Origin of the sequence: Streptomyces sp. NPDC091281, assembly GCF_044757425.1 — a bacterium.
Lineage (GTDB): Bacteria > Actinomycetota > Actinomycetes > Streptomycetales > Streptomycetaceae > Streptomyces.
This window is the reverse complement of sequence record NZ_JBIVUY010000007.1, coordinates 245,472-271,785: the sequence shown is the minus strand read 5'-3', so window position 1 is coordinate 271,785 and position 26,314 is coordinate 245,472. Positions and strand designations below refer to the sequence as shown.

Here is a 26,314-nt window from a genome sequence, read left to right as displayed (position 1 = left end):
CCCCGCCCCGCCGGTGCTCGCGGCGTACCCTGGCGACGTGTACGAGGAGTGGCCGTCCCGGCTCGACGGCGCCGTGGCGTGGACCCGGACCCCCACGAGCGGCGCGGTCCGGCCGGTCCTGCCCGACGGCTGCATGGACCTCCTCTGGAACGGCGACCGGCTCCTCGTCGCGGGCCCCGACACCCGCGCCCACCTGCCCGCCGACCCGCCCGCCACCTGGGCGGGCCTGCGCCTCTACCCCGGCACCGCGCCCGCCCTCCTGGGCGTCCCGGCCCACGAACTCCGTGACCGGCGCGTCGAGTTGGCCGACCTGTGGCCCGCCGACGAGGTACGCCGCCTGCGCGCCCGGGTCGCCGCCGCATCCTGTCCGGCGACCGCCCTGGAGGACATCGCCCGGGGCCGCGCGGCCACCCCCGACCCGGTCCTGCGCCACCTGGTCGCCGCCCTCGACGCGGGCCGCCCGGTCGCCCGCACCGCCGACGAACTCGGCCTCGGCGCCCGCCAGTTGCACCGCCGCTCCCTGCACTCCTTCGGCTACGGCCCCAAGACGCTCGCCCGCGTCCTGCGCCTCCAGCGCGCCCTGACCCTGGCCCGCCGGGGCCTCCCGTACGCCGACACCGCGGCCCGCGCCGGATATGCCGACCAGGCCCATCTGGCGCGCGACGTACGGCAGTTCACCGGGACGACCCTGACGGAGCTGCTGCGCCCCGCGTGACGTCCGCCGGGCTCCCGCCCAGCTACTGCTGTCCGGCCAGCGGGGCGAAGAGGTCGACGCCGTGACCGTCGGGGTCGTGCACCACGGCGTACCGCTGGCCCCAGACGGCGTCCCACGGCTTCAGCTCGCCCGCGTACCCGGCGGCCACCAGCTCCTCGTAGACGGTGTCGACCTCGGCGGGGCTGTCGCAGCGCAGCGCGAGGGAGTGCCGGCCGCCGCCGGACGGCGCCTCCCACTCCGGATGGAACGACCGGACGACCTCCTCGGTGTCCAGCAGCAGCCGCAGCCCGCCCGGCAGCGGGGCCTCGGCGTGGCCCTCGCCCTCGGCCCCCTCGGGGAAGGCGAAGCCCAGCCTGCGGTAGAAGGCGACGGAGGCGGCCATGTCGGAGACGACCAGCCCGATGGCGTCGAAGCGTGTACTCATGCGGCCACCGTAGACAGCGGCGGAACCCGCCGTCTTGAACGAAACGGACGCCCGCCCCCTCCCGCGCCGCTCCGTTCCCGCTCAGTCGAAGGCCACCGGCCCCCGGGGCGTCTCCAGCGTGAACATGAGCCCCGGCGGGCCCTCGGTGACCGGCAGCCCGGTGCCGAGGGCGGCGAGCAGGGTGCCGTACCCGGCCGGGTCCGGGGCGGTGGCCGACAGCGCCAGCAGCGGGGTGACCGGCAGTCCGGACGCCGCCGGATGGACCGAGCCGCCCCAGTCGATCAGGAAGGGCACCGGTCCGCACGGGTGCGGCTCCGTGCCGTCGGTCAGCCGCCACGCCAGCAGGGACCCGTCCGGACGCCGACGGCTCATCTCCCGTACGCCGCCCGGGTCATGACCCCGCGCCCGGACCGCCGCGCTGGCCGCGTCGAGGTCGGGCGGGGCGATCGCCCAGGTCACGGTGCGCGGCCGGGTCAGCCCGTCCACCCCGAACGGCTTTGGCCCGCGCGGCCGTTGGGTCCCGGCCTGCTCCGGGTCCGGGCCGATGATCTCCAGATAGGCGTCACCCCCCAGCCCCACCAGGACATTGCGGGTGCCGAGCCCGACGTGGGCGCCGCCGGGAGCGGGCACCACCCCGGTGCGCCGGGTGAACTCGGCGACCGTGGCCGCCAGATCGGGGGTCGCCAGGACGAGATGGTCCAGCAACGGGGGAGCGGCACCCGGCGCGGGACCGGGGCGCGGCGACTGAGTGGGAGTCATCCCGCCCGAGCCTACGCGCCCCGCCGACCTCCAACGAGGGTGCCGGAGAACGGAGATGGGCCCCCACGAGGCGGCGCGGGCGCGGGGCGGGCGGGCCGGAAACGGCGGCGACACACGTCGGGCCGCCGGGGCAGGATGGCCGGATGGTCACCGTCCCGCGTCGCCGATCCGCCCTGACGTCCCTGCTGCTGCTCGGGGCCGTCGTGCTCACCGCCTGCGGCGACGAGAAGGCCGGGGCCGCCGCCGACCCGGCCGCCCTCGCCTCCCGCGCGCAGACCCGCGGCATCGCCCCCGAGCTGGTGTACGCCACCGACGTGCCCGGACACACCCTCGCCCCGCAGTCCGTGGGGGTGCTGGGCGACGACGGGTTCTCCGCGACGTACGTCTCCCCCGAGGGCGGACAGGTGCGACTCGCCGTGGACCGCGGCGCGATCGGCGCCGCGGACTGCGCCGAGCAGCCCGCGTGGCCCGCCGGTGCCGCGGAGGCCGTCCCCGTGACGTGCGTGCGCGACGGCGACGCCTGGTTCCGCAGCGGGGGCGACTGGGCCGAGTACGCCCTGCCGAAGCGGGGGTTCGTCATCCGGGTCAGCGGAAGCGGCGTCCCCCGCGACACCCTGCGCGAGGCCGCCGACCGCGTCCACCGCCCCACCGCCGACGACCTCGACGCCCTGCTCCCGCCCGAGCCGGACCGCGGCGCCCCCGTGGAGCGCGGCGACCTCCCGACCGACGGCGACGGCGCCCCCGACAACGACACCGACGCGGGCGGCTAGCCGCACCCCCACCGCCCCGCACTCCCTGTGGCCCGCCCCCCGATTCTCCAGTGACGTTTCTGCGGTGAACCCTCTGCGCCATCGGGGTGAGCGGTGCCGCCGCCGGTTCGGTGTGCCCGGCCGCGCGCCGCGATCCTCGTGTCGGCCAGGCAACCGAGCACGAGGAGCGGGACGTTGACCTACGGGACCAAGCTGCGCGAGCGGATCGCGGCACCGGACACCACACCGCTGATCGGTGTCTACGACATGTACTCGGCGTCGATCGCGGCCCGGCACTACGACGGCCTGTTCGTCTCCGGCTTCGGCTTCGCGGCCTCCTTCTACGGGCTGCCCGACATCGGGTTCATCGCCTGGCCGGACATGATGGCGTTCGTCCAGCGGCTGCGGGGCGCCTTCCCCGGCCACCACCTGCTGGTCGACATCGACGACGGCTACGTCGACCCGGAGGTCGCCTGCCACGTGGTGGAGGGCCTGGAACGGGCCGGGGCGTCCGGGGTGATCCTGGAGGACCAGCGCAGGCCGCGCCGCTGCGGGCACGCCGACGGCAAGCAGGTGCTGCCACTGGCCGAGTACCTCGAGAAGCTGGAGATGGTCCTCGCCACCCGCACCGACCTGGTCGTCGTGGCCCGCACCGACGCCACGGAGGAGGACGACATCCTGCGCCGTGCCGAGGCGCTCGCCGCCACCGACGCGGACGTCGTCCTCGTCGACGGGGTCCGCGACGTGGAGTGGATCCGCCGCGTCCGGGGCGTCGTCGGCGACAAGCCGCTGCTGTTCAACCAGATCGCGGGCGGCAAGTCCCCGCGCCTGTCGCTGCCCGAACTCACCGAACTGGGCGTGGACGTGGCGATCTACAGCACGCCGTGCCTGTTCGCCGCGCACCGGGCGATCGACGACGCCCTCACCGGCCTGCGGAGCGCGGACGGCCGCCTGCCCGAGGTGGACCCCGGCACCGGCGGGATCGGCGTCGCCGCGTCGACCCGCCTGCTGGAGGACAACATCGCCCGGCTGCGGTCAGCGCGGGGGAGGGCCGGGGTCTGAGCGCGGGGGTGGCGGGGGCGCCCCGGTTCACGGACGCCGCCCCCGCACCCCCGTCCGCCCCCGTCTGGCTCCGCCTGCCCCTGCCTGTCTCTCTGCCGCCTTCGGTCCCCTCAGCCCCCGAAGCGGCGGCGGGCCTCCTCGATGTGGCCGAGGTGGCGCTGGGTCCAGTCGCACAGCCCGTCGATGGTCACCCGCAGCGCCTGCCCCGCCTCGGTCAGCGTGTACTCCACGCGCGGCGGCACGGTCGGGTACACCGTCCGCTCGACCAGCCCGTTGCGCTCCAGCATCCGCAGGTTCTGGGTGAGCATCTTGTGGCTGATGCCCTCGATCTCGTCCCGCAGCGCGCTGAAACGCAGCGTCCGGTCACCGATCACCTCGGTGATCAGAAGGGCCCACTTGTTGGCCACGTCGGAGAAGATCTCGCGCGCCAGCGAGTCCGCGCGCCGCAGGTCCGCGTCGGCCGGTCCGTCGAATCCCTTGGTCACCATCAGGTTCCCCAGTCACCGAAAAGTGCGTTCTTCCATGTCAGCGCAGACTCTCCTACGGTTTCCCAGTAACCACAAGTGACCACAACGGCCGCGCGTGACCACGACAGTCACGATCGACCACGACGAGCGTCCTTCGTGAGCCGCAAGCTCTCCACCCCCCTCCGCAAGGAAAGGCGCACAGCCATGCCCATCACCCTCGTGAACCCCGACGGTCTGCCGAAGGTCGACGCCTACCACCAGGTGGCGATCGCGACCGGCTCCCGGCTGGTCTTCGTCGCCGGACAGGTCTCCTGGGGCGCCGACGGCGCGACGGTCGGCGAGGGCGACCTCGCCGCGCAGGTCGAACGCGCCTACCTCAACGCCGCCACCGCCCTGGCCGGGGCCGGTGCCACCTTCGACGACGTGGTGAAGGCCACCTTCTACGTCGTCGACTGGACCCCCGACAAGATGCCGCAGTTCATGGACGGTGTGGGCCGCGCCGCCGCCGCGCTCGGGGTCACCTCGGCCCCGCCCGCCTCGCTGATCGGCGTGGCCACGCTGGACATCCCCGAACACTTGGTCGAGCTGGAGGTCACCGCCGTACTGGACTGACCCCCGCCGCCCTGCCCCCCTGTTCCGGCCGCCGCGCTTTACCCGACCGACCCTCCGCCAGGCCCCGGAACACGCCGGATGTCGCCCGAACGGCCCTGTCCGAGGCCCGAGCGGCGGAATACCCCCGGCCGCTGTGCTGCTCTGGTGATACCGGTGTGCGACAGCGCGGCGAAGGGCTGGTGGGCAGATGACGTCAGGCCGGACGAACCCCCAGGACGACCACGGGAACGGAGCCACGGCGAGGGCCGAGGGAGTGGGGAAGGCCGAGAGGGCCGGGAAGGCCGAGAGGGCCGGTTCCGGGGACGTGACCGGGCCGACCCCCGTCGCCGACACCCCGTACGGCGCAGTGCGCGGCCGGTACGAGCACGGCGTGGCGGTCTTCCGGGGCATCCCCTACGCGGCCCCGCCCTTCGGCCCCCGCCGCTTCCGCCCGCCGGAGCCGCCCGAGCCCTGGACCGGGGTGCGCGACGCGGGCGCCTTCGGGCCCACCGCGCCGAAACCGCCGTACTCCGAGGCCTTCGCCCAGTACCTCTCCGACCCGGTCGTGGCGGGCGACGACTGTCTCAACCTCAACGTGTGGACGCCCGAACCCGGGCCCGGCGCCCGGCTGCCCGTGCTGGTCTGGTTCCACGGCGGCGCCCTCACCCGGGGCTCCTCCGCGGTCCCGGTCTACGACGGCCGCCACTTCGCACGGGACGGCGTCGTCGTCGTATCCGTCAACTACCGCCTGGGCGTGGAGGGTTACGGCCTGTTCCCCGACGCGCCCGCCAATCCCGGCCTGCGCGACCAGCTCGCCGCGCTGCGCTGGGTTCGTGAGGCGATCGCGGGCTTCGGCGGCGACCCGGACCTGGTCACCCTGGCCGGGCAGTCCGCCGGGGCGATCAGCATCGGCGCGCTGATCGCCGCCCCGCAGGCGCGGGGCCTGTTCCGGCGGGCCGTGCTCCAGAGCGGCCCGCCCGAGGCCTTCGAACGCGACAAGGTACGGCGCATGGTCCGCCGGATGGCCGCGCGGCTGAAGATCCCCGCCACCGCCGAGGCCTTCGCCGCCGTCGACCGCGCGCTGCTGCTGCGCACCCAGGCCGAGACGGGCCGCCTGAGCAGCCCGGTCCTGGGCGGCCCCACCTTCGGCATCGTCATCGACGGCGACCTCGTGCCCCGCGACCCGCTCCAGGCCCTGGTCGACGGGGACGCCGCGCCGGGCGCCGAACTGCTGCTGGGCTGGACCCGCGAGGAGTACCGCCTCTGGCTGGTGCCGGGCGGCCTGCTGGAACGCGTCGACCGGCTCGGCGCGGTCGCCCTCGCCGGGGCCATGGCCCGCTGCCACTGCGGCCACGAGGTGCCGCGCGGCTACCGCGCCCTGCACCCCGGCGCGGGCGCCGCCGAGACCGTCGGCCAGATGGTCACCGACCACATCCTGCGCCGCCCCCTCCAGCGCCTCGCCGACGCCCGCCCCGGCACCGCGTACGTCTACGAGTTCGCCTGGCCCTCCGGCCGCCCCGGCATGGGCGCCTGCCACGGCCTCGAACTCGGCTTCGTCTTCGGCACCGGGGACGCCCCCGAGGCCGCGAAGCTCGCCGGGGACGACGCCCCACAGGACCTCGCGGACGCCATGCACGGCGCGTGGGTCCGCTTCGCCGCCACCGGCGACCCGGGCTGGGAGCCGTGGGACGAACGGCATCCGGTACGGGTGTTCGGCGCGGGGCAGGAGGAGGCGGCGCGAGCCGCGGGTGCGGAGGGCTCGGCCGGGTCCGGGGCACCGGCCGACGGCACGGCGTACACCGCGTACGGTCCGCGCGACCGCGAACTGGCCCTCTGGGCAGGCGCCGACGCCCCCGCCGACCCGCCGTCGGCCGTCACCCTCGACCCGGACGACCCGGACGGCGCTCCCCTCACCTCGCCCCCGGGCGCCGAGGAGCACAGTCCGCGCACCGCCGAACTCCGGTCGGTGGTCAGCCGGTTGCGCCGCCGCACGGCCGGTCGCGCGGGCGGTGTGGGCCACAACTGACCGCGCCCGGACGGGACTCGGCGCGGCCGGACTCGACCCGCGGCCGATCCGCGCTCAGTTCGGTCGCGGGTCGTACGTACCGAGGTCGCGGGCGATCGACGCGATCGCGTCGGGGCCCACCCGGCAGCACCCGCCGACGAGCCGGGCGCCCGCGTCCCGCCAGCCGCGTACCCGCGAGGCGGCGAAGGTCGAAGCCCCGTCCCAGGCGCGGGCCTCGGCGTCCCAGGCCTCGCCGCTGTTGGGATAGACGACGACGGGTTTCCCGGTCACGCGCGCGGCGGTCGCCACGGCCGCCGGGACGTCCTCGGGCGCACAGCAGTTGACGCCCACCGCGACGATCTCGTCCACGTCGGCGGCCGGTGCGAACGCCTCCGCGAGCGGCTGCCCGGCGCGGGTGCGGTCCCCGGCGACGCTGTACGACAGCCACGCGGGCACCCCCAGCCCGCGCACCGCCCGCAGCAGCGCCTCGCCCTCGTCGGCGTCGGGCACGGTCTCCAGGGCGAGCACGTCCGGTCCGGCGGCGGCCAGCACCTCCAGCCGGGGCCGGTGGAAGGCTTCGAGGGCGTCGACGCCGAGCCCGTACCGGCCCCGGTACTCGGAGCCGTCGGCGAGCATCGCCCCGTACGGCCCGACGGACGCGGCCACCCACAGCGGCCGGGTGACCCCCCGCGCGCGGGCCCGCCCGGCCGCGTCCCGGGCCAGTTCCACCCCGAGCGCGAGCAGCCGCGCGGTCTCCCCGCGGGGGAGGCCGCGCCGGGCGAAGCCCTCGAAAGTGGCCTGGTAGGTGGCGGTGATCGCCACGTCCGCGCCCGCCGTGAAGTACGCGAGGTGCGCCTCGGTCACCGACTCCGGCCGCTCGGCGAGCAGCCGCGCCGACCAGAGCGCGTCCCCGAGGTCGTGCCCGGCCGCCTCCAGCTGGTTCGACATGCCCCCGTCCAGGACGAGGGTCCCGGCGGCGAGAGCGTCGGCGAAGCCGGGAACGGTGCCGGACTGATCGAGGCGGGCCATACCCCGACGCTAACCGACGGCGTCCCCCACCCGGAAAGCCCTCCCCCGGTCCGGTCCGATCCGTTGACCGCCCACGGCCCCCCGCATACCTTGACGGCGTCCGCCCTCCGGCACCGAGCACTGCCGCAAGCGCGCGACGACCTCCGGGGGCACCCCGACCGGAACCGGGGCGCCCCCGGGCGTCTTCCTCGGACCGCGGACTCCGTACACCGCTCTGGTACATGTACTACTGTCGATGTATGTCGATGAAACGGACCAACGTGTACGCCGACCCGGAAGATCTGGCGATCATCAAGGAGGCGGCGAAGCGCCGGGGGATCAGCGAGGCCGAGATCATCCGGCAGGGCATCCACCTCGCCGCCATGGCGAACCGCGTCTGGGACGAGCCGTTGTTCTCGCGGACGTACGAGGGGCCGGGACGGACGGCGACGAAGGAAGAGGTCCGGGACGCCGTGGCGGACGCGGTCCGCCGTGAGACCGAGCCGGGCTCCGGGCGCGGAACCGCCGCGTGATCATCGTCATCGCGGACACCTCCGGCCTCCTCGCCGCCCTGGACTCCACCCACCCCGAGCACGAGGCCGCCAACGAGGCGATCATGGCGGCCGGCCTCCTCGTCATGTCCCCCCTCCTGCTGGCCGAACTCGATCACGTCGCCACACGCGAACTGGGCCGCGACGCGGCGGTGGGCGCGGTGGACGATCTGCGGCGCTGGATGACGCGCGGCCGGGTCGTGCTCCCCGAGATCACCGAGGACCACCTGAGCGCGGCCCAGTCCGTACGCCTCCGCTACCGGGCCCTCGACCTCGACCTCGCCGACGCGGTGAACGTCGCCCTCGCCTCGGACTACGACACGGACGCGATCCTCACCCTCGACCGCCGCGACTTCCGAGCCGTCCGCCCCCTGGGCCGCCACAAGTCCTTCCGGGTCCTCCCGGACGACCTGCCACTGTGAGACCGGGTGCCCCGGCCGTGAGACTGGGTGTCCCGGCTCGCGGGGCCAGGTCCGGGGCACGCCCGAGCCCTTCGTGGACGGCGACGCGCATATCGGACGTGCGAGGTCTGTCCGCCCCGCCCCGAATCCCCGTTGCCCCGCCCCACCCCCTCCGCCACAATCCCCGCATGACTTCCAAGATCCGTCATACGACGGTCGACTGTGCGGACGCGTACGCCCTGGCGGGGTTCTGGTCCGCCGTGCTCGGGGAGCCGCTGCACGCGGACGACGCGCCGGGGGACGAGTACGCGCTCATCGAGGGGGCGGGGCTGCTCTTCGTCACGGTGCCCGAGGCGAAGAAGGTCAAGAACCGGATTCACCTCGACCTCGAACCCCAGGACCGCACCCGGGACGAGGAGGTGGAGCGCCTCCTCGCCCTCGGTGCGACGCTCACCGACGACCGCCGCAACCCCGACGGAACCGGTTGGGCCGTCCTTTCGGACCCGGAGGGCAACGAGTTCTGCGTGGAGCGCGGCGCGGGGGAGCGGGCGGGCTGAGGTCCGGGAGCGGTCGGGGAACCGCTCAGCAGGCGCGGCCGCTCACGACGCCGGTGGGCTGGGTGACGTTGACGAACTCGGTCGAATAGGTGCCCCAGAAGTCGGACGTGGTGATCGCGTACACGCTGGTCTGGTACTCGACGTACACGGCCCAGGACTCACCCGGCTTGAGGGTCAGCTCGGTGTTGTAGGTCTCGGTGACGTTGGTGTTGAGCTGGGTGCCTATCTGGGCCGTGAGCAGTTGGAGCGCCGTCGCCGAGATGTTGGTGCTGGTCTGGGTGGCGACCGTGTAGGTCACCCCCTGGCTGTACTTGGCCTCGACGGTGCTGGACTGGTTCCGGTAGCACTTGCCGCGCTCCTCCCACACCCGGCCCCGGCTGTGCACCGTGACCAGGGGGCCGGGGCCGTTGAGGCCGCCGCCGTGGACCGTCGGGATGCCGGGGGCCATCGGGGCGGCCGGGCGGGTCGCGTATCCGGTCACCACGACCTCGGGCAGGGTCGCGTCGATCGGCTCCCCGATCGGCCCCTCCGGGATCTCGACCCCCTGGCCCCCCGGATCGGACGGTACGTTCCCCTGGTCGCCCTGGTCGCCCTCACCGGCGTCGCCCTGATCACCCGCATCGCCCGGGTCGTCGCTCCAGGAGCCGCCGTCGTCCCCGTCGCCCGAGCCGCCCTCGCCCCCGCCGTCGCCGCCTCCCCAGTCGCCGCTGCCCCAGTCCCCGCCCCAGTCGCCGCCCGAGTCCCCGCCGCCCTCGTCGCCGGTGTCCTCGTCCTGGCACAGGGTGGAGCCGCCGCAGGCGTAGGCGGTGAAGGGGGTGGCCACGGCCGGAACCGCGGTGAGGACCAGGGCGCCGAGGACGGCGCTCGCCGCGGCGGATCGCAACTTCACGTGTTCTCCCAGGTGGGGGGTGGTGTGCTGACGACACGGGAGTCTTCCCGGCGGCCCGGCCCGGCACAGCCGTAGATCTACGCAATCGGCTACGTAAGCCCCCCGGCCCCTCGCACCTGGCCCCCCGCACCCTGCCCCTCGCCCCTGCCCCTCAGCCCCGTTCCTCGCGCGGCCAGTGCGTCAGCGTGGTGTGCAGGGCTTCGATCGTCCGTTCCCAGGAGCGGTCGACCGGGCGGGACGCGTTGAAGGCGCCTGCCGCCTCCAGGGCGCAGTAGCCGTGGAACGTGCCGCGCAGCAGGCGTACGGCGTCCGTCAGGTCCGGTTCCTCCAGGCCGTACGCGCGGAGCATGCCGTAGGTGATCTCGGCCGTGCGGCGGAACGCGGGGGAGTCGGCGGCGAGGGCCGGGTCGACCGGGATCTGTGTCGCGGCGTACCGGCCGGGGTGGCGCAGGGCGTACGCGCGGTAGGCGTCGGCGAAGCCCGCCAGGGCCTCCTTGCCCGCGCGTCCGGCGACGGCGTCCGCGATGGCCTCGATCATCTCGGCCCCGGCGAACAGGGCCAGCCGGGTGCGCAGGTCCTGGAGGTTCCTGACGTGCGTGTACAGGCTCGCGTCCTTGACGCCGAAGCGGCGGGCCAGGGCGGAGAGGGTGACCTGTTCGAACCCGGCCTCGTCGGCCAGTTCGGCGGCCGCCGCGACCAGCAGGTCGGGCGTGAGGCCGGCTCGGGGCATGAAGGCGCCTTGTGCGTAGGAGGAGAGGGGGAGGAACAGAGGAGGGGGGGAGCAGGGGGCGGGGCTGGTGAGGAGTTTAGGGGCGGTGGGGGCCGCCGTGGCGTCCGGGCGCGACGGTCATGGGGCCTCGTGCGAGGCGTGGGTGGTGCCGGTCAGGGTGAACGGGGGTCGAGGGGCACTTCAACTGAGGGGGAATTGAAGATGAGTTGAGGCAAGAGTACGTATCGGAGGCAGCCGCCGTTTCCAGGTCGGGCGCCCCTTACCACCCGGTCGTTCAAGGTTCATGTTTCACCTTGATCCTCCTCTCGCGGCGTGCTCGCGCCGCGCGCAGCCGCCGTCGCACGCCCCGTGCGGCAACCGGGAGGTCGGATCATGGGACACGGACACACGCACGGGCCTGGGCACCACCACCACCATCACCACGGCCACGATCACGGCCACGGTGACGGTCACCGTCACGCCGCCGCCCCGCTGCCCGCCGCCTTCGACGCCACCGTCCCGGACGCGGCCCTCACCCCGGAGCAGCGCTCCCGCCGTTCGCTGCTGCGGCGCGCCGGTCTGCTGGGCGCGGGGCTCGCCGCGGGGAGCGTCCTCGGCCAGACCGCCACGGCCGCGGCCGCGCCCGCCCACGCCACCGGCGGCACCGGGGGCGCGGCCCGCCGCCGCTCCAAGGGCTACCTCTGGCTCGCGGGCGACCACCACATCCACACCCAGTACAGCAGCGACGGCAAGTACCGCGTCGTCGACCAGGTCCGCCAGGGCGCCCGGCACGGCATGGACTGGCTGGTCATCACCGACCACGGCAGCACCACCCACGCCCGCATCGGCGTCGAGAAGGTCAACCCCGACATCCGCGAGGCCCGTTCGGCGTACGAGGACACCCTCGTCTTCCAGGGCCTGGAGTGGAACATCCCGGGCGCGGAGCACGGCACCGTCTTCGTCCACCCGGGGCGCAACGAGGTCTCCGTCCTCAAGCAGTTCGAGACCGACTACGACGGCAGCGTCAGGAACGCCTCCGACTCGACGCCCGCCAACGAGGCCCTCGCCGTGGCCGGTCTCGCCTTCCTCGGCGAGCAGGTCCGCCGCCGCAAGGTGCAGGACGCGCTGATGCTCGCCAACCACCCGGCCCGGCGCGGCGTCGACTCCCCGCACGAGATCCGCGCCTGGCGCGACGCCACCCCGGCGGGCCACCAGATCGCCGTCGGCTTCGAGGGCGCCCCCGGCCACCAGGCCGCCGGGCTGCCCGCGCCGCTCGGCCCGGCCCGCGCCCGCGGCATCTACGACAACAACCCCAGCGCGCACTCCTTCCCCGGCTACCCGCTGGAGAGCTACCGCACCTGGGGCGGCTTCGACTGGATGACGGCCACTGTCGGCGGCCTCTGGGACAGCCTCATCGCCGAGGGCAAGCCCTGGTGGATCACCGCCAACTCCGACTCCCACCAGGTCTACGCCGACACCGCCGTGCGCGGCCCCGGCGGCGTCTTCGACACCGACGGCCGCTACCCCGACCCCGTCTACGGCGGCGCCATCGACATCACGCAGGGCGACTACTGGCCGGGCCAGTACAGCCGTACGCACGTCGGCTCCGACGGCTTCTCCTACGCGGCCGTCATGGACGGCATCCGGGCCGGGCGGATCTGGGTCGACCACGGTCAGCTCCTCAGCGGCCTCGACGTCCGGGTCTCCGGCGGCGACCGCTGGGCCACCCTCGGCGGCGCCCTCCACGTCCGCAAGGGCACCTCCGTCACCCTCACCGTCGACGTCGCCCTCGCGGGCGGCGCCAACTGGGCCGGTTTCACCCCCGCGTTGGCCCGCGTCGACGTCATCCAGGGCGATGTCACCGGCGCCGTCGCCGACCGGGACACCTTCACCGCGCCGACGGCCCGCGTCGTCAAGACGTACGAGGTGAACGAGGACAGCGGGACCGTGCGGCTGACGTACCGGCTGGGGCGCGTGGACCGGCCGGTGTACGTGCGGCTGCGCGGCTCGGACGGGAAGCGGTCCGCCGTCGGCGCCCGCGGCGCGGCCGTCGACCCGGCCGGTCCGGCGCTCGACGTCGTCGGCGACGCCGACCCGTGGGCCGACCTGTGGTTCTACACCAACCCGGTGTGGATTCTGCCGTCGTGACCCGGCAGCCGCCGGACACCGATGGTCCGAGCCGGTCCCTGCCCGCCGTCGGCCGTCACGTCCTGACGGCCGACGGGGGCCTGCGCGACCTGCGTGCCGCCGATCACCTGCTCCGCACCCTCGCGGCCGAACTCGCGCTGCGTGACGACGTGTTCGGCTGTACGCACCTGGTGCGGGGCGACCGGCCGCGGGTCGCCGTCTCCCTCGCCCTGGGCTCGGCGGCCGAGGCGGACGGGGTCCGGACCCGCCTGGCGGCCGAGGGGTACGACCTCGCCGACGGGACACCGGACGCCGTCGGCCGGGCGGTGCTGTTCCCCGGCGCCGACCGGCTGCGCGGCACCCTGACGGTCGGTCAGGTGCTGGAGGTGTCCGCCGTGGAGCGGGTCACCGTCCTCGGTGCGAGCGGGCAACCCGTCCCGACGCAGTTGCTGTTGACGCGTGATCATGTGCGCCCCCAGTGGGAGGACGGGGTGTTGACGCTCACCGCGATGCCTGCGGTGGGGGGTGTCCTGGTGCCGTTCGAGGTGCCGGAACCGACCCCCTGCTGCGCCGATCACTGACGGTGCGTCACGGGCACGGTCACCGCGTCCACTTACGTGCTCCGGACCCCCGTACACCGGCTCCGTGCATGCCGTCCCGGTACACGCCGTCCCCGTGCACGTCGTCCCCAGGACGAGTCCCGCGCCCCCCGGCACGGGACTCGTCCTGTTCCCTCGCTCCGCCGTCCGCTCACGGCTGCCGTTCCGGTGTGCGGGACGCCGCCGGGAGGAGGGCCGCCGGGATGAGGGCGAGGGCCAGGAGGGACGCCGCGACCAGGAACGCCGTGCGGAAGCCGGACGGGTCCAGGCCCGCCGAGCCCAGCACCACCGAGATCAGGGCGGTGCCGACCGACGCGGCGAGCTGGGAGTTGATGCTCAGCGCGGTGCCCGCGGCGGGCATGCGCTCGCGCGGCAGGTCGCGGGAGGCGGTGGTGGTGGTCGGCATCAGCACCATGCCGGAGCCGACGCCCATCAGCATCATCGTGGCCAGCGGCTGCCAGGCCGGGACGTCCTCCACGGCGGAGAGCAGACCGGTGAGGGCCATGCCGAGCGCGCCGATCGCCACGCCCGCGAGGATCAGCCGGCGCGGGTTGACCTTGTCGGCGCGGCGGGCCGCGAACTGCATCGTCACGCCGATGGTCAGACCGACCGGCGCCCCCAGCAGGCCCGTCGAGGTCGCGTCCCAGGCCCGCACCTGCTGCCAGTACACCGGGCCCAGCAGCATCGCGCCGAAGTAGCCGCTGGTGAACAGGGCGAGGGTGCCGAAGCCGACCGCGAACGTACGGTCGGTCAACAGGCTCAGGTCCAGCAGCGGGTGACGGATCGTCAGGGAGCGGCGGACGAAGACCGCGACGAGGACGGCGCCCGCGACGGCCGGGAGGAGGGTGTCCAGGCCGGTGAAGTCGCGCTGTTCGCCGCCCCGGGCCAGGCCGAAGAGGAGGAGCGCCAGGCCGGGGGAGAGCGTCAGCAGGCCGAGCACGTCCAGCTTCGGCACCGCCGCCGGGTCCCGCGGGGTGTCGGCCCGCAGCAGCTTCGCCGTCAGGATCAGACCGAGGATGCCGACCGGCAGGTTGATGAGGAAGATCCACTGCCAGGACGCGGCGTCGAGCAGCCAGCCGCCCAGCACCGGGCCCAGCACCGGGCCGACCAGGATCGGCAGGCCGAGCCAGGCCATCGTGCGCCCGAAGTGCTCGCGGTCGGCCGCGGCCATCGTCATGCCCATCCCGACCGGCATCAGCAGACCGCCGCCGAGCCCCTGCACCACCCGGAACGCGATCAGGCTGGGCGCGTCCCAGGCGCAGGCGGCGAGCACCGAGCCCACCGTGAACAGGGTGAGCGCGGTCAGATAGGCGCGCTTGGCGCCGATCCGCGCCATCACCCAGGCGGCCGTCGGGATCACGGCCGCGAGCGCCAGCGTGTACGCCGTCGCCGTCCACTGGATCGTCTCCAGCGGCGTGCCGAACTCCACGGAGAGGCTGCGCATCGCGATGTTGACGATCGTCATGTCGAGCACCGACATCATCGAGCCGATGATGACGACGAGGAGCGTGCGGTTCAGTAACGCGGCGGCATCGCGGGGCGCCTCACGCGGCGTCCCGACCTCGCCCCCGGCGGCCTCGGTCGCGGCCATGTCCCCCGCCCCCCTCAGCCCTGGTAGGGGTGCGTGTCGCGGGCGGTGCGCAGGGCCTGACCCCACCAGGCCAGCTGACCCAGCATGCCCTTCACGGCGCCCTCGCTGACGGTCACGTCCCGCGGCACGCCGTCCTCACCGAGGCCGGACCACGGGCCGTGCAGGCTCACCGCGTCGCGCACCGTCGTGGCGTGCAGCTCGGCGAAGACCAGGCGCAGCTGCTCCACCGCGCGGATGCCGCCCGCGAGACCGCCGTAGGAGACGAAACCGACCGGCTTCGCCTGCCACTGCGGGTGGTGCCAGTCGATGAAGTTCTTCAGCGAGGCCGGGAAGCTGTGGTTGTACTCGGGGGTGACGACGACGAAGGCGTCGGCCGCCGCGACCCGCGGCGAGACGGGCTCCAGCGCGGCCACCGCGCGCGGGTCCGGGGTGCCGCCGTAGGACGGCATGACCAGCGGCAGGTCGACGTCGGCCAGGTCGATCAGGTCGAAGTCCAGCTCGCCGTGGCCCTCCGCGGCGCGCAGGAACCAGTCCGTGACGGCCCGGCCCTGGCGGCCCTCGCGCACGCTGCCGACGATGACGACGACGTGGAGCGGGGTCTCCGGAGTGGTGGGGGTGGATGCGGACATGGGGGTCCCCTTTCTTCGCCCCGCCGCGCCCGGCGCCGGGGACGGGCCGCGCGACCACGGCCTCACTCTTGGTAAGCTACAACGACCGTTGTAGAAAGTACAACGTGCGTTGTAATCAGAAGGGGTGAACCCGTGGGAGGAACCGACGGCCTCGGCAGCATCGGCACGCTGGGCGGCACCAACCAGGAGTGGCTGGAGGTGGCGCGGCGCATCTACCCCCCGCGCAAGGTGGAGAAGCTGGTCGCCATGGCGGGCGCCGCGTGCACGGTCTTCGGCCGCGAGGGCTACGCGCGCGCCTCCGTCGACGCCCTCGCCGCCGAGGCCTCCGTCTCCACCCGCACGCTCTACAACCACTTCCCCGGCGGCAAGGCCGAGCTGTTCAGCACGGTCGTCGCCTGGACTGCGGCCGAGGTGAAGGACGCCCAACTGGCCCGGCTGCGCGCCGTGCTGGACCCCGGACGCCCGCCCCGCCCGGAGGACCTGGAGCGCGACTTCACCGCCCTCGCCCGCGCCTTCGTCGGCCTCATGACGGAGTACCCCAACCACTTCGCGCTGGTCCGCCACATCCACGCCGAGGCCGACCACGTGCCCGCCGAGGTCCTCCAGGCCTGGCGCGCCGCCGGACCCGAACCCGTCGGCGCCGCCCTCACCGCGACCCTGGAGTGGCTCGCCGACGCGGGCCTGCTCGACCTGCACGGCGACGCCGCCCTCGCCGCCTCCCACTTCCTGGCCCTGATCTCCCACACCCTCACCGAGGAGTCCCACCACGGCGTCCGGCCGCTGTCCGACCAGGAGACCGAGCGGCTGATCAGCGGGGGTGTGGCCGCGTTCCTGCGGGCGTACCGCGCGGACTGACCCGCACGGCCCGCGCGCCCGGCGCGCCGACCGCGCGCAACGCCCCCTCCAGGGCCAGCGTCGCCGCCCCCAGACAGACCGGGTCGCCGGGCAGCGGGCCGAGCGGGGACAGCGCGATCGCGGCCGACGCGCGGCGCGGCGCGTGCCGGGCCACCGCCTCCCGCACCTCGTCCGCGAGCCGTTCGCCGAGCCGGGCGGCCACCCAGCCGCTCAGCACGACGACCTCGGGGTCCAGCAGGTCGACGAGGTCCGCGACCCCGGCCGCCAGCCGCCGGGCCGTGTCCCGCACCACGGCGACGGCCACCGGGTCGTCCACGGCGAGCGCCCGCCCCAGCGCCGCCACACCCTCCTCGCCGCCCCCGTCCCCGTTCGTGCCGGGGCCGGGGCCGGTGCCGTACGCGGGCGGGCGGTGCGGGCCGAGTTCGCGCAGCGTCCGCAGGATGCCGGGCGCCCCCACGTACGCCTCGACGCAGCCCTGCCGGCCGCAGCGGCAGATCCGTCCGCCGGGCACCAGGGTGGTGTGCCCCCACGCGCCCGCGCTGTTGCTCACCCCGCGGTGCAGCGCGCCGCCCAGCACCAGGCCCGCGCCGACGCCGGACCCCAGGCTCACCACGACGGCGTCCTCGTGGCCGCGCGCCGCCCCGAACCACAGCTCGGCCACCGCGCAGGCCCGCGGCGGGCTGTCCAGGTAGAGCGCGTACGGCAGGTCCTGGGCCAGCAGGTCGAGCAGCGGTACGTCGTACCAGCCCCAGGGCGGCGCGTCCGCGCGGCGGCCGGTCTCCCGGTCCACCTGCCCCGGCACGCTGACGCCCGCGCCGAGCACCCGGTCCACCGGCATTCCGGCCCGCGCCACGACCGCGCCGACCGTCGCGGCCACCCGGTCCGCCACCCGCGCGGGCGGGTCCGCCGCGGGGCACGCGGCCTCCTCGGCGCGTCCCAGCCGGTTCAGCGCGAGGTCGAACAGCTCGACCCGGACGTACGTCTCGGTGATGTCCACCCCGACCAGGGCCCCGCCGGAGGCGTCGACGGCGACCAGGCCGCGGGGCCGCCCGCCCGCCGAGTCCTCGTACCCGACCTCGGTGATCACGCCCAGCCCCAGCAGCTCGCCCACCAGGGTGGCGACGGTGGCGAGGCTCAGCCCGGTGGCCGCGGCCAGCTCGCGCCGGGAGACGGGGGAGCGGGCGATGATCTGGCGCAGGGCCTCGTGCCGGTTGGCGGTACGGATGTCGCGCGAGGTGCGCCTCACCTGGGTCACCGGGTTCCTCCTCACGCGACGCCGCGGCCGGGCCCCGGAACCGGTTCCGCCGCCGCGCGGGCGCCAGATTATGGCGTCGCGGGGAGGTTCGACAAGCGGTTAGGAAAGGGGGTTGACAAAGGGGGGCGGCCCACGGGTCCGGAGCCCGGACGGCCCAGGATGCCCGCAGGAGACGGCCCCCGACCCGGCCGCCCCCGGGCTCAGCCGCCCGAACCGCTCCTCCCCCCGGCTCAGTCCTCCAGGACCTCCGCCACGAACGCGTTGGTGAACGTGCCCTTCGGGTCCAGCTCGCGGGCCAGCCGCCGGAAGTCGTCCAGGCGCGGATACCGGCCGCGGACCGTCGCGGCGGGCAGGGCGTACACCTTGCCCCAGTGCGGGCGGGGCCCGAACGGCTCCAGCGCCTCCTCCAGGACCCGCACCACCGGCAGCACCGCCGCCGTGTCGTCGACCCAGGTGAAGTGCACGGCGACGGAGTCACGGCCGTACGCCGGGCTCAGCCACTGCCCGTCCGCGGCGACCGTCCGCACCTCGCAGGTCTGGAGCAGCCCGGACACCGTCCCCCGGACGCCGTCGATCGCGTGCAGCACGTCGAGGGCGTGCTCGCGGGGCAGCAGGTACTCGCTCTGCAACTCGCTGCCGCTGCTCGGCGTGAACTCGGCCCGGAAGTGCGGCAGCCGCTCGTGCCACGGCCCCGGCACGCCGAACTGCTCGGTGCAGTTCACCGCGGGCATCCCCGGCACCGGGTGCATCGCCTCCCGCGCGGGCGCCGCCCACGGGAACTCCACCGGCGCCCCGTCCGTGCGCCGCTTCACCCACACCTGCCGGAACCCCGGCTCCCGCCAGTCCGTGAACAGACTGACGCTGTACGCCGCCCCGGCCACCGCCGCGAAGTCCAGCCCCGTCAGCGGCAGTTCCGTGAAGACGTGCTGCTCGACCTCGTAGGCCGGTTCCAGGTCCAGGGTGAGCGCGGTGACGACGCCGAGGGCGCCCAGCGAGGTCACCGCCCCGCCGAACCGCGGGTCGTCCCGGCCGACGACGACCGTCGACCCGTCGGCCGTGACGATCTCCACCTCGCGCACCGCGTCGGCCAGCGGGCCGTTGCCCACCCCCGAGCCGTGCGTGCCGGTCGCCACCGACCCGGCCACCGAGATGTGCGGCAGCGAGGCCATGTTCGCCAGCGCCAGCCCGTGCGCGTGCACCCGGCGGGCCAGCTCCCCGTACCGCACCCCGCCCGCCACCCGCACCGTCCGGGCGGCCGTGTCGACGTCCGTCACCGCGGGCAGCGCGGCCGTCGACAGCAGCACCCCGCCCGCGCCCGGCTCGGCGATCGTGTTGAAGGAGTGCCCGCTGCCCAGCACCCGCACCCGCTCGCTCGACGCCACCAGCGCCGCCAGCTCCGCCTCCGTGGCGGGACGGTGCAGCTCCGTCACGCCGTATGTGATGTTGCCCGCCCAGTTGGTCACGGCCTCGGCCATGGCGATCACCCTCCCGAGAAGATCGAGAATCCTGAAACCCCCAGCTGGAACGTACCCTGGACTCCACCCGCGGCCCCCCGCCCCCACCCGCGCCGCGGCGGGGGCATACCGTGAGGAGTCGTACGCCTGAGCCGGGAGGACAGACTGATGGGCAGCCGTACCGCGCTGGTCGAGGATCTGATGGAGCGGTTTCCGCATGTGCCGCGCGAAGCCGTCTTCAAGGAGGACCTCCTGCGCGGAGGCGTCGCCTTCGACCCGTCGGCCCTGAGTGACAACGAGTCGGGCGAGGTGAAGCCGAAGTCGTACTTCATCTTCTCCTTCGACCACGGCACCCTCCCCGAGCTGGGCGAGGCCGCGCTGCGCCGCCCGCCGGAGGAGATCATCCTCACCGGCGGCCCCTACGACCTGCGGCGCACGGTCGTCTCGGTCCGGGTGAACCCGGCGTCGCCGTACCGGGTCGCCGCCGACGACGAGGGCGTCCTCGGCCTCTACCTGGACGGCCGCCGCATCTCCGACGTGGGCGTCCCGCCGATGCCCGAGTACTACCGGCACAAGCTCTCCAACGGGAAGTCCGTCATGGAGGTCGCCCCCACCATCCAGTGGGGCTACCTGATCTACCTGACCGTCTTCCGCGTCTGCCAGTACTTCGGCGCCAAGGAGGAGTGCCAGTACTGCGACATCAACCACAACTGGCGCCAGCACAAGGCGGCGGGCCGCCCCTACACCGGGGTCAAGGACGTCGAGGAGGTGCTGGAGGCCCTGGAGATCATCGACCGCTACGACACCGCCAAGGCGTCCACGGCCTACACCCTCACCGGCGGCGCCATCACCAAGACGGTCTCCGGCCGCGACGAGGCCGACTTCTACGGCCACTACGCCAAGGCCATCGAGGAGCGCTTCCCCGGCCGCTGGATCGGCAAGGTCGTCGCCCAGGCCCTCCCGCGCGACGACGTCCAGCGCTTCAAGGACTACGGCGTGCAGATCTACCACCCCAACTACGAGGTGTGGGACGAGTACCTGTTCAAGATGTTCTGCCCCGGCAAGGAGCGCTACGTCGGCCGCGACGAGTGGCACAAGCGCATCCTCGACTCCGCGGAGATCTTCGGCGCCCGCAACGTCATCCCCAACTTCGTCGCGGGCGTGGAGATGGCCGAGCCGTTCGGCTTCAAGACCGTCGACGAGGCGATCGCCTCCACCACCGAGGGCCTGCACTTCTTCATGTCGCAGGGCATCACCCCCCGCTTCACCACCTGGTGCCCCGAGCCCACCACCCCGCTCGGGAAGGCCAACCCGCAGGGCGCCCCGCTGGAGTACCACATCCGCCTGCTGGAGTCCTACCGCGCCACCATGGAGCACTACGGCCTCTCCTCGCCCCCCGGCTACGGCGAGCCCGGCCCCGGCCGCGCCGTCTTCTCCGTCAGCTCCTTCATGGACAGCCTCCCCGCCCAGGAGACGCAGTCGGCCTGAGCACCGGGCCCACCGGCCCCGGCGCCCCGTTCACACATCTGAACGGGGCGCTTGTCAGTTGTGCGCAAAGCGTGAAAGGCTCGGGCGCTGCCGCGAGGTTCCCCCCAACTCCATTTCCGACATGGTGAGTTGACCTCGCTCTCGATGCAGGAGACCCATGCCCGACCTGCTGACTCCCAGAGACGCCGCCGAGGCCGCCGTCCTCTCGGAGTGCTGGGACGCCGTCCTGTCCTACGCCGACCTCTGCACCGCGGGGTCGACCGCCGCCAACGACCTGGCCCGGGAGGCCTTCGCCCTCGGGACACGCGAGGCCCGAGCCGCCGACGAGGCCACCCGGCACGGCGCCGGGCGCCGCGCGTCCCGGCTGCCCCGCATCCCCCAGCTGCTGACCGCCGTGCGCGCCACGGCCGCCGTCTGGGAGAGCCGCGGGCAGGGTCACCGGCTCGACCCCGACCTGCGGCTGTGGCTGCACTCCGACAAGGCCGCCCGCTACGCCGGACCGCCCCTGCGCCGCCCCGTCGCGCTGCGCGGACTGCGCGACATGCAGGAGGCGGACGCCACCCTGCTCTGGCTGGCCGAGGTGGAGGCGCTGCCGCCGCGCGCCGTCGCCCGCCGCCAGGGCCTCGACCCGTACGCCGCGACCGAGCAGCTCAACCAGGTCCGCGGACTGTTCCGGGACCGCTGCCACCGCGCGCACCTCGACACCCCGATGGACCAGGAGTGCAGCAGCTACGTGCGGCTCCTGGACGCCGTCACCCGCTCGCCCGTCGCCGAGACCCCCGAGGACCTCTCCCGGCACCTCGCCACCTGCGTGGAGTGCGCGGAGGCCGCCGCCTGTCTGCGGCTGCACGGAGGCGGACTGCCCGCCGCCCTCGCCCAGGGCGTCATCGGCTGGGGCGGCCTCGCCTACCTTGAGCGCCGACGCCGCGCCGCCGAGGTCCGGATGGGCGCCGGGCCCCTCCCCGAGCCGACGCAACCGCCGGGCGACCCCGCCACGGGCCGGGCCCGTACCGTCCGCAACAGCCTGGTGCTGGCCGCGGTCCTCGTCTCCGGGCTTGCCCTCGCCGCCTCCCTCGTCCCCGGCGACGGCGACTCCGCCGCCCGCGGCGACCGGCCCGCCGACAGCGCCCCCGTCACCGGTCCCGACGTCGAGGCGCCGCCCTCGGCCGCGCCCCGCCCGTCCCCGTCCGCGCCGTCCCCCGACTCCTCGGCGCGGCCCGTGTCGGCCACCGAGTCACCCCTCGCCGAGCCGTCCGCCGACCGCGAGCCGGCGGGCGGCGAACGGGCCGAACCGGAGCCGCAGGGCACCCCGTCGGCCACCGCCCCCGGCGGCAGCGGTGGCGAGAGCGGCGCGTACTGCACGGCCGCCTACCGGCTGGACAACCAGTGGCAGGACGGCTTCCAGGCCACCGTCACGGTCGTCCCCACCGAGGCGCTCACCTCCTGGCAGGTCGCCTGGACCTACTCCGACGGCCAGCGCGTCGGCCAGATGTGGGACGCGAGCGCCGCCCAGAGCGGACCCGCGGTCACCGCCTCCGCCGCCGACTACAACCGGTCCGTCCCGGCGGACGGCAGCCTCTCCTTCGGCTTCCTCGGCACCTGGCAGGGCCAGAACACCGCCCCCCGCGCCCTCACGCTCAACGGCCACACCTGCGCCGTGTCCTGACGGTACGTCAGGCACCGCCGCCGTCGGTGCTCAGCGGCCCGCGTCCTCGGCCAGGGTGTACGCGACGAGCGCGTTGGCGTGCCCGTGGCCGAGTCCGTGCTCGGCCTTGAGCCAGCCCACCAGCTCCATGTGCCGGGTCAGCGGCGCACCGCGGATCAGCTCCTGCCAGTGGGCCACGGGACGCCCGTACTTCTTCTCGATGGACGGGAAGTAACTGGCGGGGCCCTTCACGGGTGCGCTCACGGCGGGCACGTCCTTCCGGCGGATCGGAGCCGGAGAGCGACCGCCCTCCGGGGGAACCATCGCCTGTACGACCGGACGGGCGCCGCCGACTGATCGGCGGCGCCCGTGTGAGCCGTGTCACGCCCCCCTGGGTCAGCGCACCGTCAGCCGCCGCAGCCGGGCCGCGCCCGCCGCCGCGGAACCGTCCACCTCGACGCTGACGTAGCGGGCGGTCCCCGACAGCGCGAGCCCGCGCATCCGGCCCCGCCCGGACGGCGCACCGGCGTCGGTGTACGCCAGACCGTCCGCGCTGACGCCGACCCGCGCCCCCGGCACCGACGCGGACGCCCACTCGACCTCCACCCCGCTCACCGGCCGCTCCGCACCGAGGTCCACGACCATCCGGCCGCGCCGTCCGGGCCGCCACGCGGTACCGCGGTCGCCGTCGACCGCGTCCGCCGGGTCGGACATCCCGTCCGGCAGGGGACCGGTGGGGAACACCGTCCGGCCGAGCGCCAGATCGTCGTACGGGAAGGCCTCGGCGCCGTCGAGGACGACGGTGAGCGTGCGGCCCGCGCGCACCACCGCGGTCCGGGTGCGGCCCTGGGCCCGCACGCGCAGCACACACGACGGGCCGGACAGCCGGATCGTCGCCCCGTCCACCACCTCGGCCCGCAGCCCGGACGGCACCCGCCGCGGGGACACCGGGCTCAGCGTGAACCGGGGCGGCAGCACCACGGCGGTGGCCGCGTCCAGGACCGCCTCGTAGGACGTCCCGTCGGCCGTGAAGGTCTGCGCGCCCTCGAAGACGGTCGCGTCCCCGCCGCCGCGCGGCACCGCCACACGGGCCCGCACCTGCCCGCCGGACAGGTTGAACAGGGTCAGGTGCCCGTCGGTCAGCGTCGTGCGCACCTCCGGCCGGTCCACCGCGGGCACCTTCGCGCGGGCCGCCGCGCGGAGCCTGTCCGGCGTGGCGGCCGGGAAGCCCTCGACCAGCAGCGGCGCGGAGGCGCCGTCACCGAGGACGATCACGTCGTCGTAGACACCGATCGGGTGCGTACCGCCCCGGACGACCAGCCCCGCCCGCCCCTCGACGTCCAGCCAGCCGCCCGCCGTGCTCACCGCGGGCCGGGGACCGGTGGCCAGGTCCCGCCAGGTCCGGCCGTCGGCCGACCCCTGGACCCGGTACGCGCGGCCCGCGGCCGACTCCCAGCGCAGCGTGACCCGGTCCACGGACCGCTCCGCGCCGAGGTCCACCGCCAGCCAGCTGTCGGCGCGCCCCCGGTCGCCGCGCGACACCGCCCACCGGGTGCCGCCGTCGCCGTCGACCGCGAGGGCGGCGCCGCGCCCGGCGTCCGCGGACGAGGCCGTCGCGGTCCCGCCGCGCGCCAGATCGCTCCCGCCGGAGCCGTCCCGGACCTCGAAGGAGAACAGCGAGTACCCGTACACCGGATGCGGCCGCACCCCGAGCATCCGGACGTGCCGCACCGACGTGCGGGCCAGGACGAGGTCGTCCACCCGGCCCGCCGGGGCGTCCTCCTGCCGGTCGGTGGCCCGGACGGACGCCTGCCCCTCCGCGAACCGGTAGGTGCGCTCGCCGTCCAGACCGGGCATCCCGGGCATGGTCAGGTTGTGGACCTCCAGATGGCCCTCCGCGTCCCCGAGGCCGGTGCTCGCGTAGACCACCGCGCCCGTGGGCAGCGTCGCGAACCCGGCGAACCCCGCCGTGCCCGAGTCGAGGCGCAGCACGGTGGCGCTGCCGTCGAAGCCGTCGCGGACGGACGTGTAGACCCGCGCGGTCCGCTCGCGGACCGTGGCGCCGGTGGACGGCAGGAACATCGGGGTCGCCCCGCTGATCCGGAACAGCCAGTCGTCGTGGCCGGGCTGCCAGGCGAACTTCACCAGCCCGGCCTTGCTGACCGCGCCCGCCCAGGCCGCCCGCGTCTGGTGCGAGACCAGACCGGGGCCGGTGCCGTGGTCGGTCACGCCGGACGCACGGGCGAACAACTCGTCCGCGGAGAGCGGCCGTACGTGCTTCCCGGCCGCGACCGCCCACGCGTGGAGCAGGTAGCTGATCGCGATCTCGGCGCGGGCCTCCGGCTCGTACTTCGGCTCCCCGGAGAACTTCGCCATCCGGTGCTCCGGCGGGTACTGCTGGTACGCCTCCAGCCGGGACGCCAGTTCCGTCTCGGCGCGGGCCGCCGCGCGGTCGCCCATCACCTGGGACAGGAACGCCAGCGGGATCACGTCGCGGCCGTACAGGTGCTCGCGGTCGGCCACCATGGGCATCAGCGGCTCACCGGCGTCGCTCATCACGCCGAGGAGCGTGCGCCACAGCGGGCCGGCGTTGGGCTGGCGGGCGAGGACCTGGGGCAGGGGGCGGCCCGCGGCGAGGAAGTGGGCGGCGTTGCGGCCGGAGGTGCGCCACAGTTCGGCCTGGTAGTGCGGGCCGAAGGAGCCGTGGTTCTCGACGACGAACGTGTCGTACAGGTTCCTGGCCCGGTTCGCGGCGACGGCGACACCGTCCACGACGGCCGGGTTGGCCAGGTCGGCGGGCGGCAGACCGGCCTCGTTGCGGGACCAGACGCCGAACCACTCGGCCCACTCGCCCGCCTTCGGGTCGTCGGGCGACCAGGCGAGGCCGGGGGCGAGGGCCTGCGCGTAGACGCCCATCTCCTCCAGCTTGGTGTCACCGACGTGCCCGCCCGCCAGGCCGTGCGGCGTCCAGCTGCCGGAGGCCGCGTCGTCGCCGTCGCGCAGGCCCGCGGTGTACGTCGCCTGGTCCCGCGCGATGGCCGTCACCTGGGCGCGGGTCGTCGCGTCGAGGTCCTTCCACAACAGCCGCGCGGCGAGCACGAAGTACGACTGGAACGTCGTGTCGAAGAACAGTCGTCGGCCCCACTCGGTGCCGCCCGTGAGCCGGTTCGACGCGGCGAAGTGCCGGATGGTGGCGAGCGTACGGCTCCTGAGGGTGGCCGCGTCGATCCCGGCGCGCTCCGCGTCGTAGCGGCCCCGGGTGAGGAGCACCGCGTGGCCGAGGACGACCGCGAAGCCGAAGTCCTTCTCCGTGTAATACCCCTTGGCCGCGTCCCACTGTGTCTCCGACCAGCGGGTGTGGGCCAGCAGGACGCGGTGGTACGCGGCGGCGACCGCGTCCGGCGGAGTCCCCTGCGGCCCCTCCGCCGCCGGGGCCGCGGGCGCCCCCACAGCGTCCGCGGCCCCCGTCACGGCGGGCAGCGCGGCGAGTGCGCCCGCGAGACCCGCGGCATGGAGGAAGCGGCGGCGGCCGAGGGGCGGGGGAAGGTACGACACGGGGACCTCGCAGTCTCGACAACGTTGTCAGGGTGGGGGTGCGGTCATTCTTCGACTCCGGCGGGTCGCGCGTCAACGGGTGTACGTGAAGGAATTCGGGCGCACGGGAAGGGAGTCGGGCGCCTGGGGGACCGTTCGCGGGGCGGTCCCGGTGGGCCGGGCGGTTCGGGTGGCCCGGCCTCGCGGACAGGCTCGGCCGGGTCCGCCGGCCCGGTCGGCTCGGGCCGCC

Annotated in this window: 25 protein-coding genes; 13 read left to right on the top strand and 12 right to left on the bottom strand. The window is 74.9% G+C overall.

The features are described 5' to 3' along the window. The first annotated feature begins 37 nt into the window (after positions 1-37). Positions 38-715: a helix-turn-helix domain-containing protein gene (locus ACIQPQ_RS20310; RefSeq protein WP_401305609.1), complete on the top strand. Its 678-nt coding sequence runs from the start codon at positions 38-40 to the stop codon at positions 713-715. A gap of 22 nt (positions 716-737) precedes the next feature. Here the strand turns inward: ACIQPQ_RS20310 and ACIQPQ_RS20305 are convergent, their stop codons facing one another. Together ACIQPQ_RS20305 and ACIQPQ_RS20300 are read right to left on the bottom strand one after the other, a co-directional pair. Beyond that, on the bottom strand, positions 738-1,139 hold the full coding sequence (locus tag ACIQPQ_RS20305; protein WP_401305607.1) for a VOC family protein: 402 nt from the start codon (positions 1,137-1,139) through the stop codon (positions 738-740). Positions 1,140-1,220: 81 nt separating this feature from the next. Further along, on the bottom strand, positions 1,221-1,898 hold the full coding sequence (locus ACIQPQ_RS20300; protein ID WP_401305605.1) for a VOC family protein: 678 nt from the start codon (positions 1,896-1,898) through the stop codon (positions 1,221-1,223). A gap of 143 nt (positions 1,899-2,041) precedes the next feature. Here ACIQPQ_RS20300 and ACIQPQ_RS20295 point away from each other — a divergent pair, with 143 nt between their 5' ends. Further along, the gene (locus ACIQPQ_RS20295; protein WP_401305604.1) at positions 2,042-2,668 is read left to right on the top strand and encodes a hypothetical protein; all 627 of its coding nucleotides are present in this window, start codon (positions 2,042-2,044) and stop codon (positions 2,666-2,668) included. 174 nt (positions 2,669-2,842) lie between these two features. After that, a complete protein-coding gene (locus tag ACIQPQ_RS20290; protein WP_383775294.1) occupies positions 2,843-3,709 on the top strand; it encodes an oxaloacetate decarboxylase in 867 nt (288 codons plus the stop codon). Positions 3,710-3,819: 110 nt separating this feature from the next. On the opposite strand, the gene ACIQPQ_RS20285 is transcribed toward ACIQPQ_RS20290, so the two are convergent. Beyond that, positions 3,820-4,197, bottom strand: coding sequence for a winged helix-turn-helix transcriptional regulator (locus ACIQPQ_RS20285; protein ID WP_383775292.1), 378 nt, complete (start codon positions 4,195-4,197; stop codon positions 3,820-3,822). Between the two features lie 183 nt (positions 4,198-4,380). On the opposite strand from ACIQPQ_RS20285, the gene ACIQPQ_RS20280 reads away from it, so the two are divergent. After that, on the top strand, positions 4,381-4,788 hold the full coding sequence (locus tag ACIQPQ_RS20280; RefSeq protein ID WP_401305602.1) for a RidA family protein: 408 nt from the start codon (positions 4,381-4,383) through the stop codon (positions 4,786-4,788). A 304-nt stretch (positions 4,789-5,092) separates the two neighbouring features. After that, the gene (locus ACIQPQ_RS20275; protein WP_401305601.1) at positions 5,093-6,793 is read left to right on the top strand and encodes a carboxylesterase/lipase family protein; all 1,701 of its coding nucleotides are present in this window, start codon (positions 5,093-5,095) and stop codon (positions 6,791-6,793) included. A 54-nt stretch (positions 6,794-6,847) separates the two neighbouring features. Here the strand turns inward: ACIQPQ_RS20275 and mmuM are convergent, their stop codons facing one another. Next, a complete protein-coding gene (gene mmuM, locus ACIQPQ_RS20270; RefSeq protein WP_401305599.1) occupies positions 6,848-7,801 on the bottom strand; it encodes a homocysteine S-methyltransferase in 954 nt (317 codons plus the stop codon). Positions 7,802-8,040: 239 nt separating this feature from the next. On the opposite strand from mmuM, the gene ACIQPQ_RS20265 reads away from it, so the two are divergent. The 3 genes from ACIQPQ_RS20265 to ACIQPQ_RS20255 all read left to right on the top strand — a co-directional run bounded on the left by ACIQPQ_RS20265 (position 8,041) and on the right by ACIQPQ_RS20255 (position 9,289). Continuing rightward, positions 8,041-8,313, top strand: a complete 273-nt coding sequence (locus ACIQPQ_RS20265) for a CopG family transcriptional regulator (protein WP_383775284.1) — start codon at positions 8,041-8,043, stop codon at positions 8,311-8,313. Continuing rightward, positions 8,310-8,753 (top strand): PIN domain-containing protein, encoded by a 444-nt coding sequence (locus ACIQPQ_RS20260; protein WP_401305597.1) that lies wholly within the window; start codon positions 8,310-8,312, stop codon positions 8,751-8,753. Before ACIQPQ_RS20265 ends, ACIQPQ_RS20260 begins: the two co-directional genes overlap by 4 nt. 167 nt (positions 8,754-8,920) lie before the next feature. Beyond that, positions 8,921-9,289 carry a VOC family protein gene (locus ACIQPQ_RS20255; RefSeq protein WP_401305595.1) on the top strand — a complete coding sequence of 123 codons (369 nt, stop codon included), beginning with the start codon at positions 8,921-8,923 and terminating at the stop codon, positions 9,287-9,289. A gap of 25 nt (positions 9,290-9,314) precedes the next feature. Here ACIQPQ_RS20255 and ACIQPQ_RS20250 read toward each other — a convergent pair whose 3' ends face one another. Together ACIQPQ_RS20250 and ACIQPQ_RS20245 are read right to left on the bottom strand one after the other, a co-directional pair. Further along, a complete protein-coding gene (locus ACIQPQ_RS20250; protein WP_401305593.1) occupies positions 9,315-10,178 on the bottom strand; it encodes a DUF6426 family protein in 864 nt (287 codons plus the stop codon). Between the two features lie 151 nt (positions 10,179-10,329). Further along, positions 10,330-10,908, bottom strand: a complete 579-nt coding sequence (locus ACIQPQ_RS20245; RefSeq protein WP_401305591.1) for a TetR-like C-terminal domain-containing protein — start codon at positions 10,906-10,908, stop codon at positions 10,330-10,332. Positions 10,909-11,280: 372 nt separating this feature from the next. On the opposite strand from ACIQPQ_RS20245, the gene ACIQPQ_RS20240 reads away from it, so the two are divergent. Both ACIQPQ_RS20240 and ACIQPQ_RS20235 read left to right on the top strand, forming a co-directional pair. Then, the gene (locus ACIQPQ_RS20240; RefSeq protein WP_401305590.1) at positions 11,281-13,035 is read left to right on the top strand and encodes a PHP domain-containing protein; all 1,755 of its coding nucleotides are present in this window, start codon (positions 11,281-11,283) and stop codon (positions 13,033-13,035) included. Beyond that, positions 13,032-13,595: a hypothetical protein gene (locus ACIQPQ_RS20235; protein ID WP_401305588.1), complete on the top strand. Its 564-nt coding sequence runs from the start codon at positions 13,032-13,034 to the stop codon at positions 13,593-13,595. The genes ACIQPQ_RS20240 and ACIQPQ_RS20235 overlap by 4 nt, the downstream gene beginning before the upstream one ends. A 169-nt stretch (positions 13,596-13,764) precedes the next feature. Here ACIQPQ_RS20235 and ACIQPQ_RS20230 read toward each other — a convergent pair whose 3' ends face one another. Continuing rightward, positions 13,765-15,204 carry a DHA2 family efflux MFS transporter permease subunit gene (locus tag ACIQPQ_RS20230; RefSeq protein WP_401305586.1) on the bottom strand — a complete coding sequence of 480 codons (1,440 nt, stop codon included), beginning with the start codon at positions 15,202-15,204 and terminating at the stop codon, positions 13,765-13,767. 14 nt (positions 15,205-15,218) lie between these two features. Further along, a complete protein-coding gene (locus ACIQPQ_RS20225) occupies positions 15,219-15,833 on the bottom strand; it encodes an NADPH-dependent FMN reductase (protein WP_401305584.1) in 615 nt (204 codons plus the stop codon). Between the two features lie 132 nt (positions 15,834-15,965). On the opposite strand from ACIQPQ_RS20225, the gene ACIQPQ_RS20220 reads away from it, so the two are divergent. Next, positions 15,966-16,688, top strand: a complete 723-nt coding sequence (locus ACIQPQ_RS20220; protein ID WP_401305583.1) for a TetR/AcrR family transcriptional regulator — start codon at positions 15,966-15,968, stop codon at positions 16,686-16,688. Here the strand turns inward: ACIQPQ_RS20220 and ACIQPQ_RS20215 are convergent. Together ACIQPQ_RS20215 and ACIQPQ_RS20210 are read right to left on the bottom strand one after the other, a co-directional pair. Next, on the bottom strand, positions 16,642-17,934 hold the full coding sequence (locus ACIQPQ_RS20215) for an ROK family transcriptional regulator (RefSeq protein ID WP_401305908.1): 1,293 nt from the start codon (positions 17,932-17,934) through the stop codon (positions 16,642-16,644). The two genes, ACIQPQ_RS20220 and ACIQPQ_RS20215, sit on opposite strands and share 47 nt — an antisense overlap. A gap of 239 nt (positions 17,935-18,173) precedes the next feature. Beyond that, on the bottom strand, positions 18,174-19,418 hold the full coding sequence (locus ACIQPQ_RS20210; RefSeq protein ID WP_401305582.1) for an FAD-binding protein: 1,245 nt from the start codon (positions 19,416-19,418) through the stop codon (positions 18,174-18,176). A gap of 147 nt (positions 19,419-19,565) precedes the next feature. On the opposite strand from ACIQPQ_RS20210, the gene ACIQPQ_RS20205 reads away from it, so the two are divergent. Together ACIQPQ_RS20205 and ACIQPQ_RS20200 are read left to right on the top strand one after the other, a co-directional pair. Then, positions 19,566-20,885 carry a radical SAM protein gene (locus ACIQPQ_RS20205; protein WP_401305581.1) on the top strand — a complete coding sequence of 440 codons (1,320 nt, stop codon included), beginning with the start codon at positions 19,566-19,568 and terminating at the stop codon, positions 20,883-20,885. Between the two features lie 157 nt (positions 20,886-21,042). Next, positions 21,043-22,551 carry a cellulose binding domain-containing protein gene (locus ACIQPQ_RS20200; protein WP_401305579.1) on the top strand — a complete coding sequence of 503 codons (1,509 nt, stop codon included), beginning with the start codon at positions 21,043-21,045 and terminating at the stop codon, positions 22,549-22,551. 30 nt (positions 22,552-22,581) lie between these two features. Here ACIQPQ_RS20200 and ACIQPQ_RS20195 read toward each other — a convergent pair whose 3' ends face one another. Together ACIQPQ_RS20195 and ACIQPQ_RS20190 are read right to left on the bottom strand one after the other, a co-directional pair. Further along, positions 22,582-22,794: a DUF4287 domain-containing protein gene (locus tag ACIQPQ_RS20195; protein ID WP_401305578.1), complete on the bottom strand. Its 213-nt coding sequence runs from the start codon at positions 22,792-22,794 to the stop codon at positions 22,582-22,584. Positions 22,795-22,926: 132 nt separating this feature from the next. Then, positions 22,927-26,085, bottom strand: a complete 3,159-nt coding sequence (locus ACIQPQ_RS20190; RefSeq protein ID WP_401305577.1) for a discoidin domain-containing protein — start codon at positions 26,083-26,085, stop codon at positions 22,927-22,929. Positions 26,086-26,314 lie beyond the last annotated feature (229 nt).

Bases quoted from the DNA above. Each gene is read 5' to 3' on its own strand.
- ACIQPQ_RS20305 (WP_401305607.1), bottom strand. From the start codon at position 1,139: ATGAGTACACGCTTCGACGCCATCGGGCTGGTCGTCTCCGACATGGCC.
- ACIQPQ_RS20300 (WP_401305605.1), bottom strand. From the start codon at position 1,898: ATGACTCCCACTCAGTCGCCGCGCCCCGGTCCCGCGCCGGGTGCCGCT.
- ACIQPQ_RS20295 (WP_401305604.1), top strand. From the start codon at position 2,042: ATGGTCACCGTCCCGCGTCGCCGATCCGCCCTGACGTCCCTGCTGCTG.
- ACIQPQ_RS20285 (WP_383775292.1), bottom strand. From the start codon at position 4,197: ATGGTGACCAAGGGATTCGACGGACCGGCCGACGCGGACCTGCGGCGC.
- ACIQPQ_RS20280 (WP_401305602.1), top strand. From the start codon at position 4,381: ATGCCCATCACCCTCGTGAACCCCGACGGTCTGCCGAAGGTCGACGCC.
- mmuM (WP_401305599.1), bottom strand. From the start codon at position 7,801: ATGGCCCGCCTCGATCAGTCCGGCACCGTTCCCGGCTTCGCCGACGCT.
- ACIQPQ_RS20265 (WP_383775284.1), top strand. From the start codon at position 8,041: ATGTCGATGAAACGGACCAACGTGTACGCCGACCCGGAAGATCTGGCG.
- ACIQPQ_RS20255 (WP_401305595.1), top strand. From the start codon at position 8,921: ATGACTTCCAAGATCCGTCATACGACGGTCGACTGTGCGGACGCGTAC.
- ACIQPQ_RS20245 (WP_401305591.1), bottom strand. From the start codon at position 10,908: ATGCCCCGAGCCGGCCTCACGCCCGACCTGCTGGTCGCGGCGGCCGCC.
- ACIQPQ_RS20240 (WP_401305590.1), top strand. From the start codon at position 11,281: ATGGGACACGGACACACGCACGGGCCTGGGCACCACCACCACCATCAC.
- ACIQPQ_RS20230 (WP_401305586.1), bottom strand. From the start codon at position 15,204: ATGGCCGCGACCGAGGCCGCCGGGGGCGAGGTCGGGACGCCGCGTGAG.
- ACIQPQ_RS20225 (WP_401305584.1), bottom strand. From the start codon at position 15,833: ATGTCCGCATCCACCCCCACCACTCCGGAGACCCCGCTCCACGTCGTC.
- ACIQPQ_RS20210 (WP_401305582.1), bottom strand. From the start codon at position 19,418: ATGGCCGAGGCCGTGACCAACTGGGCGGGCAACATCACATACGGCGTG.
- ACIQPQ_RS20205 (WP_401305581.1), top strand. From the start codon at position 19,566: ATGGGCAGCCGTACCGCGCTGGTCGAGGATCTGATGGAGCGGTTTCCG.
- ACIQPQ_RS20200 (WP_401305579.1), top strand. From the start codon at position 21,043: ATGCCCGACCTGCTGACTCCCAGAGACGCCGCCGAGGCCGCCGTCCTC.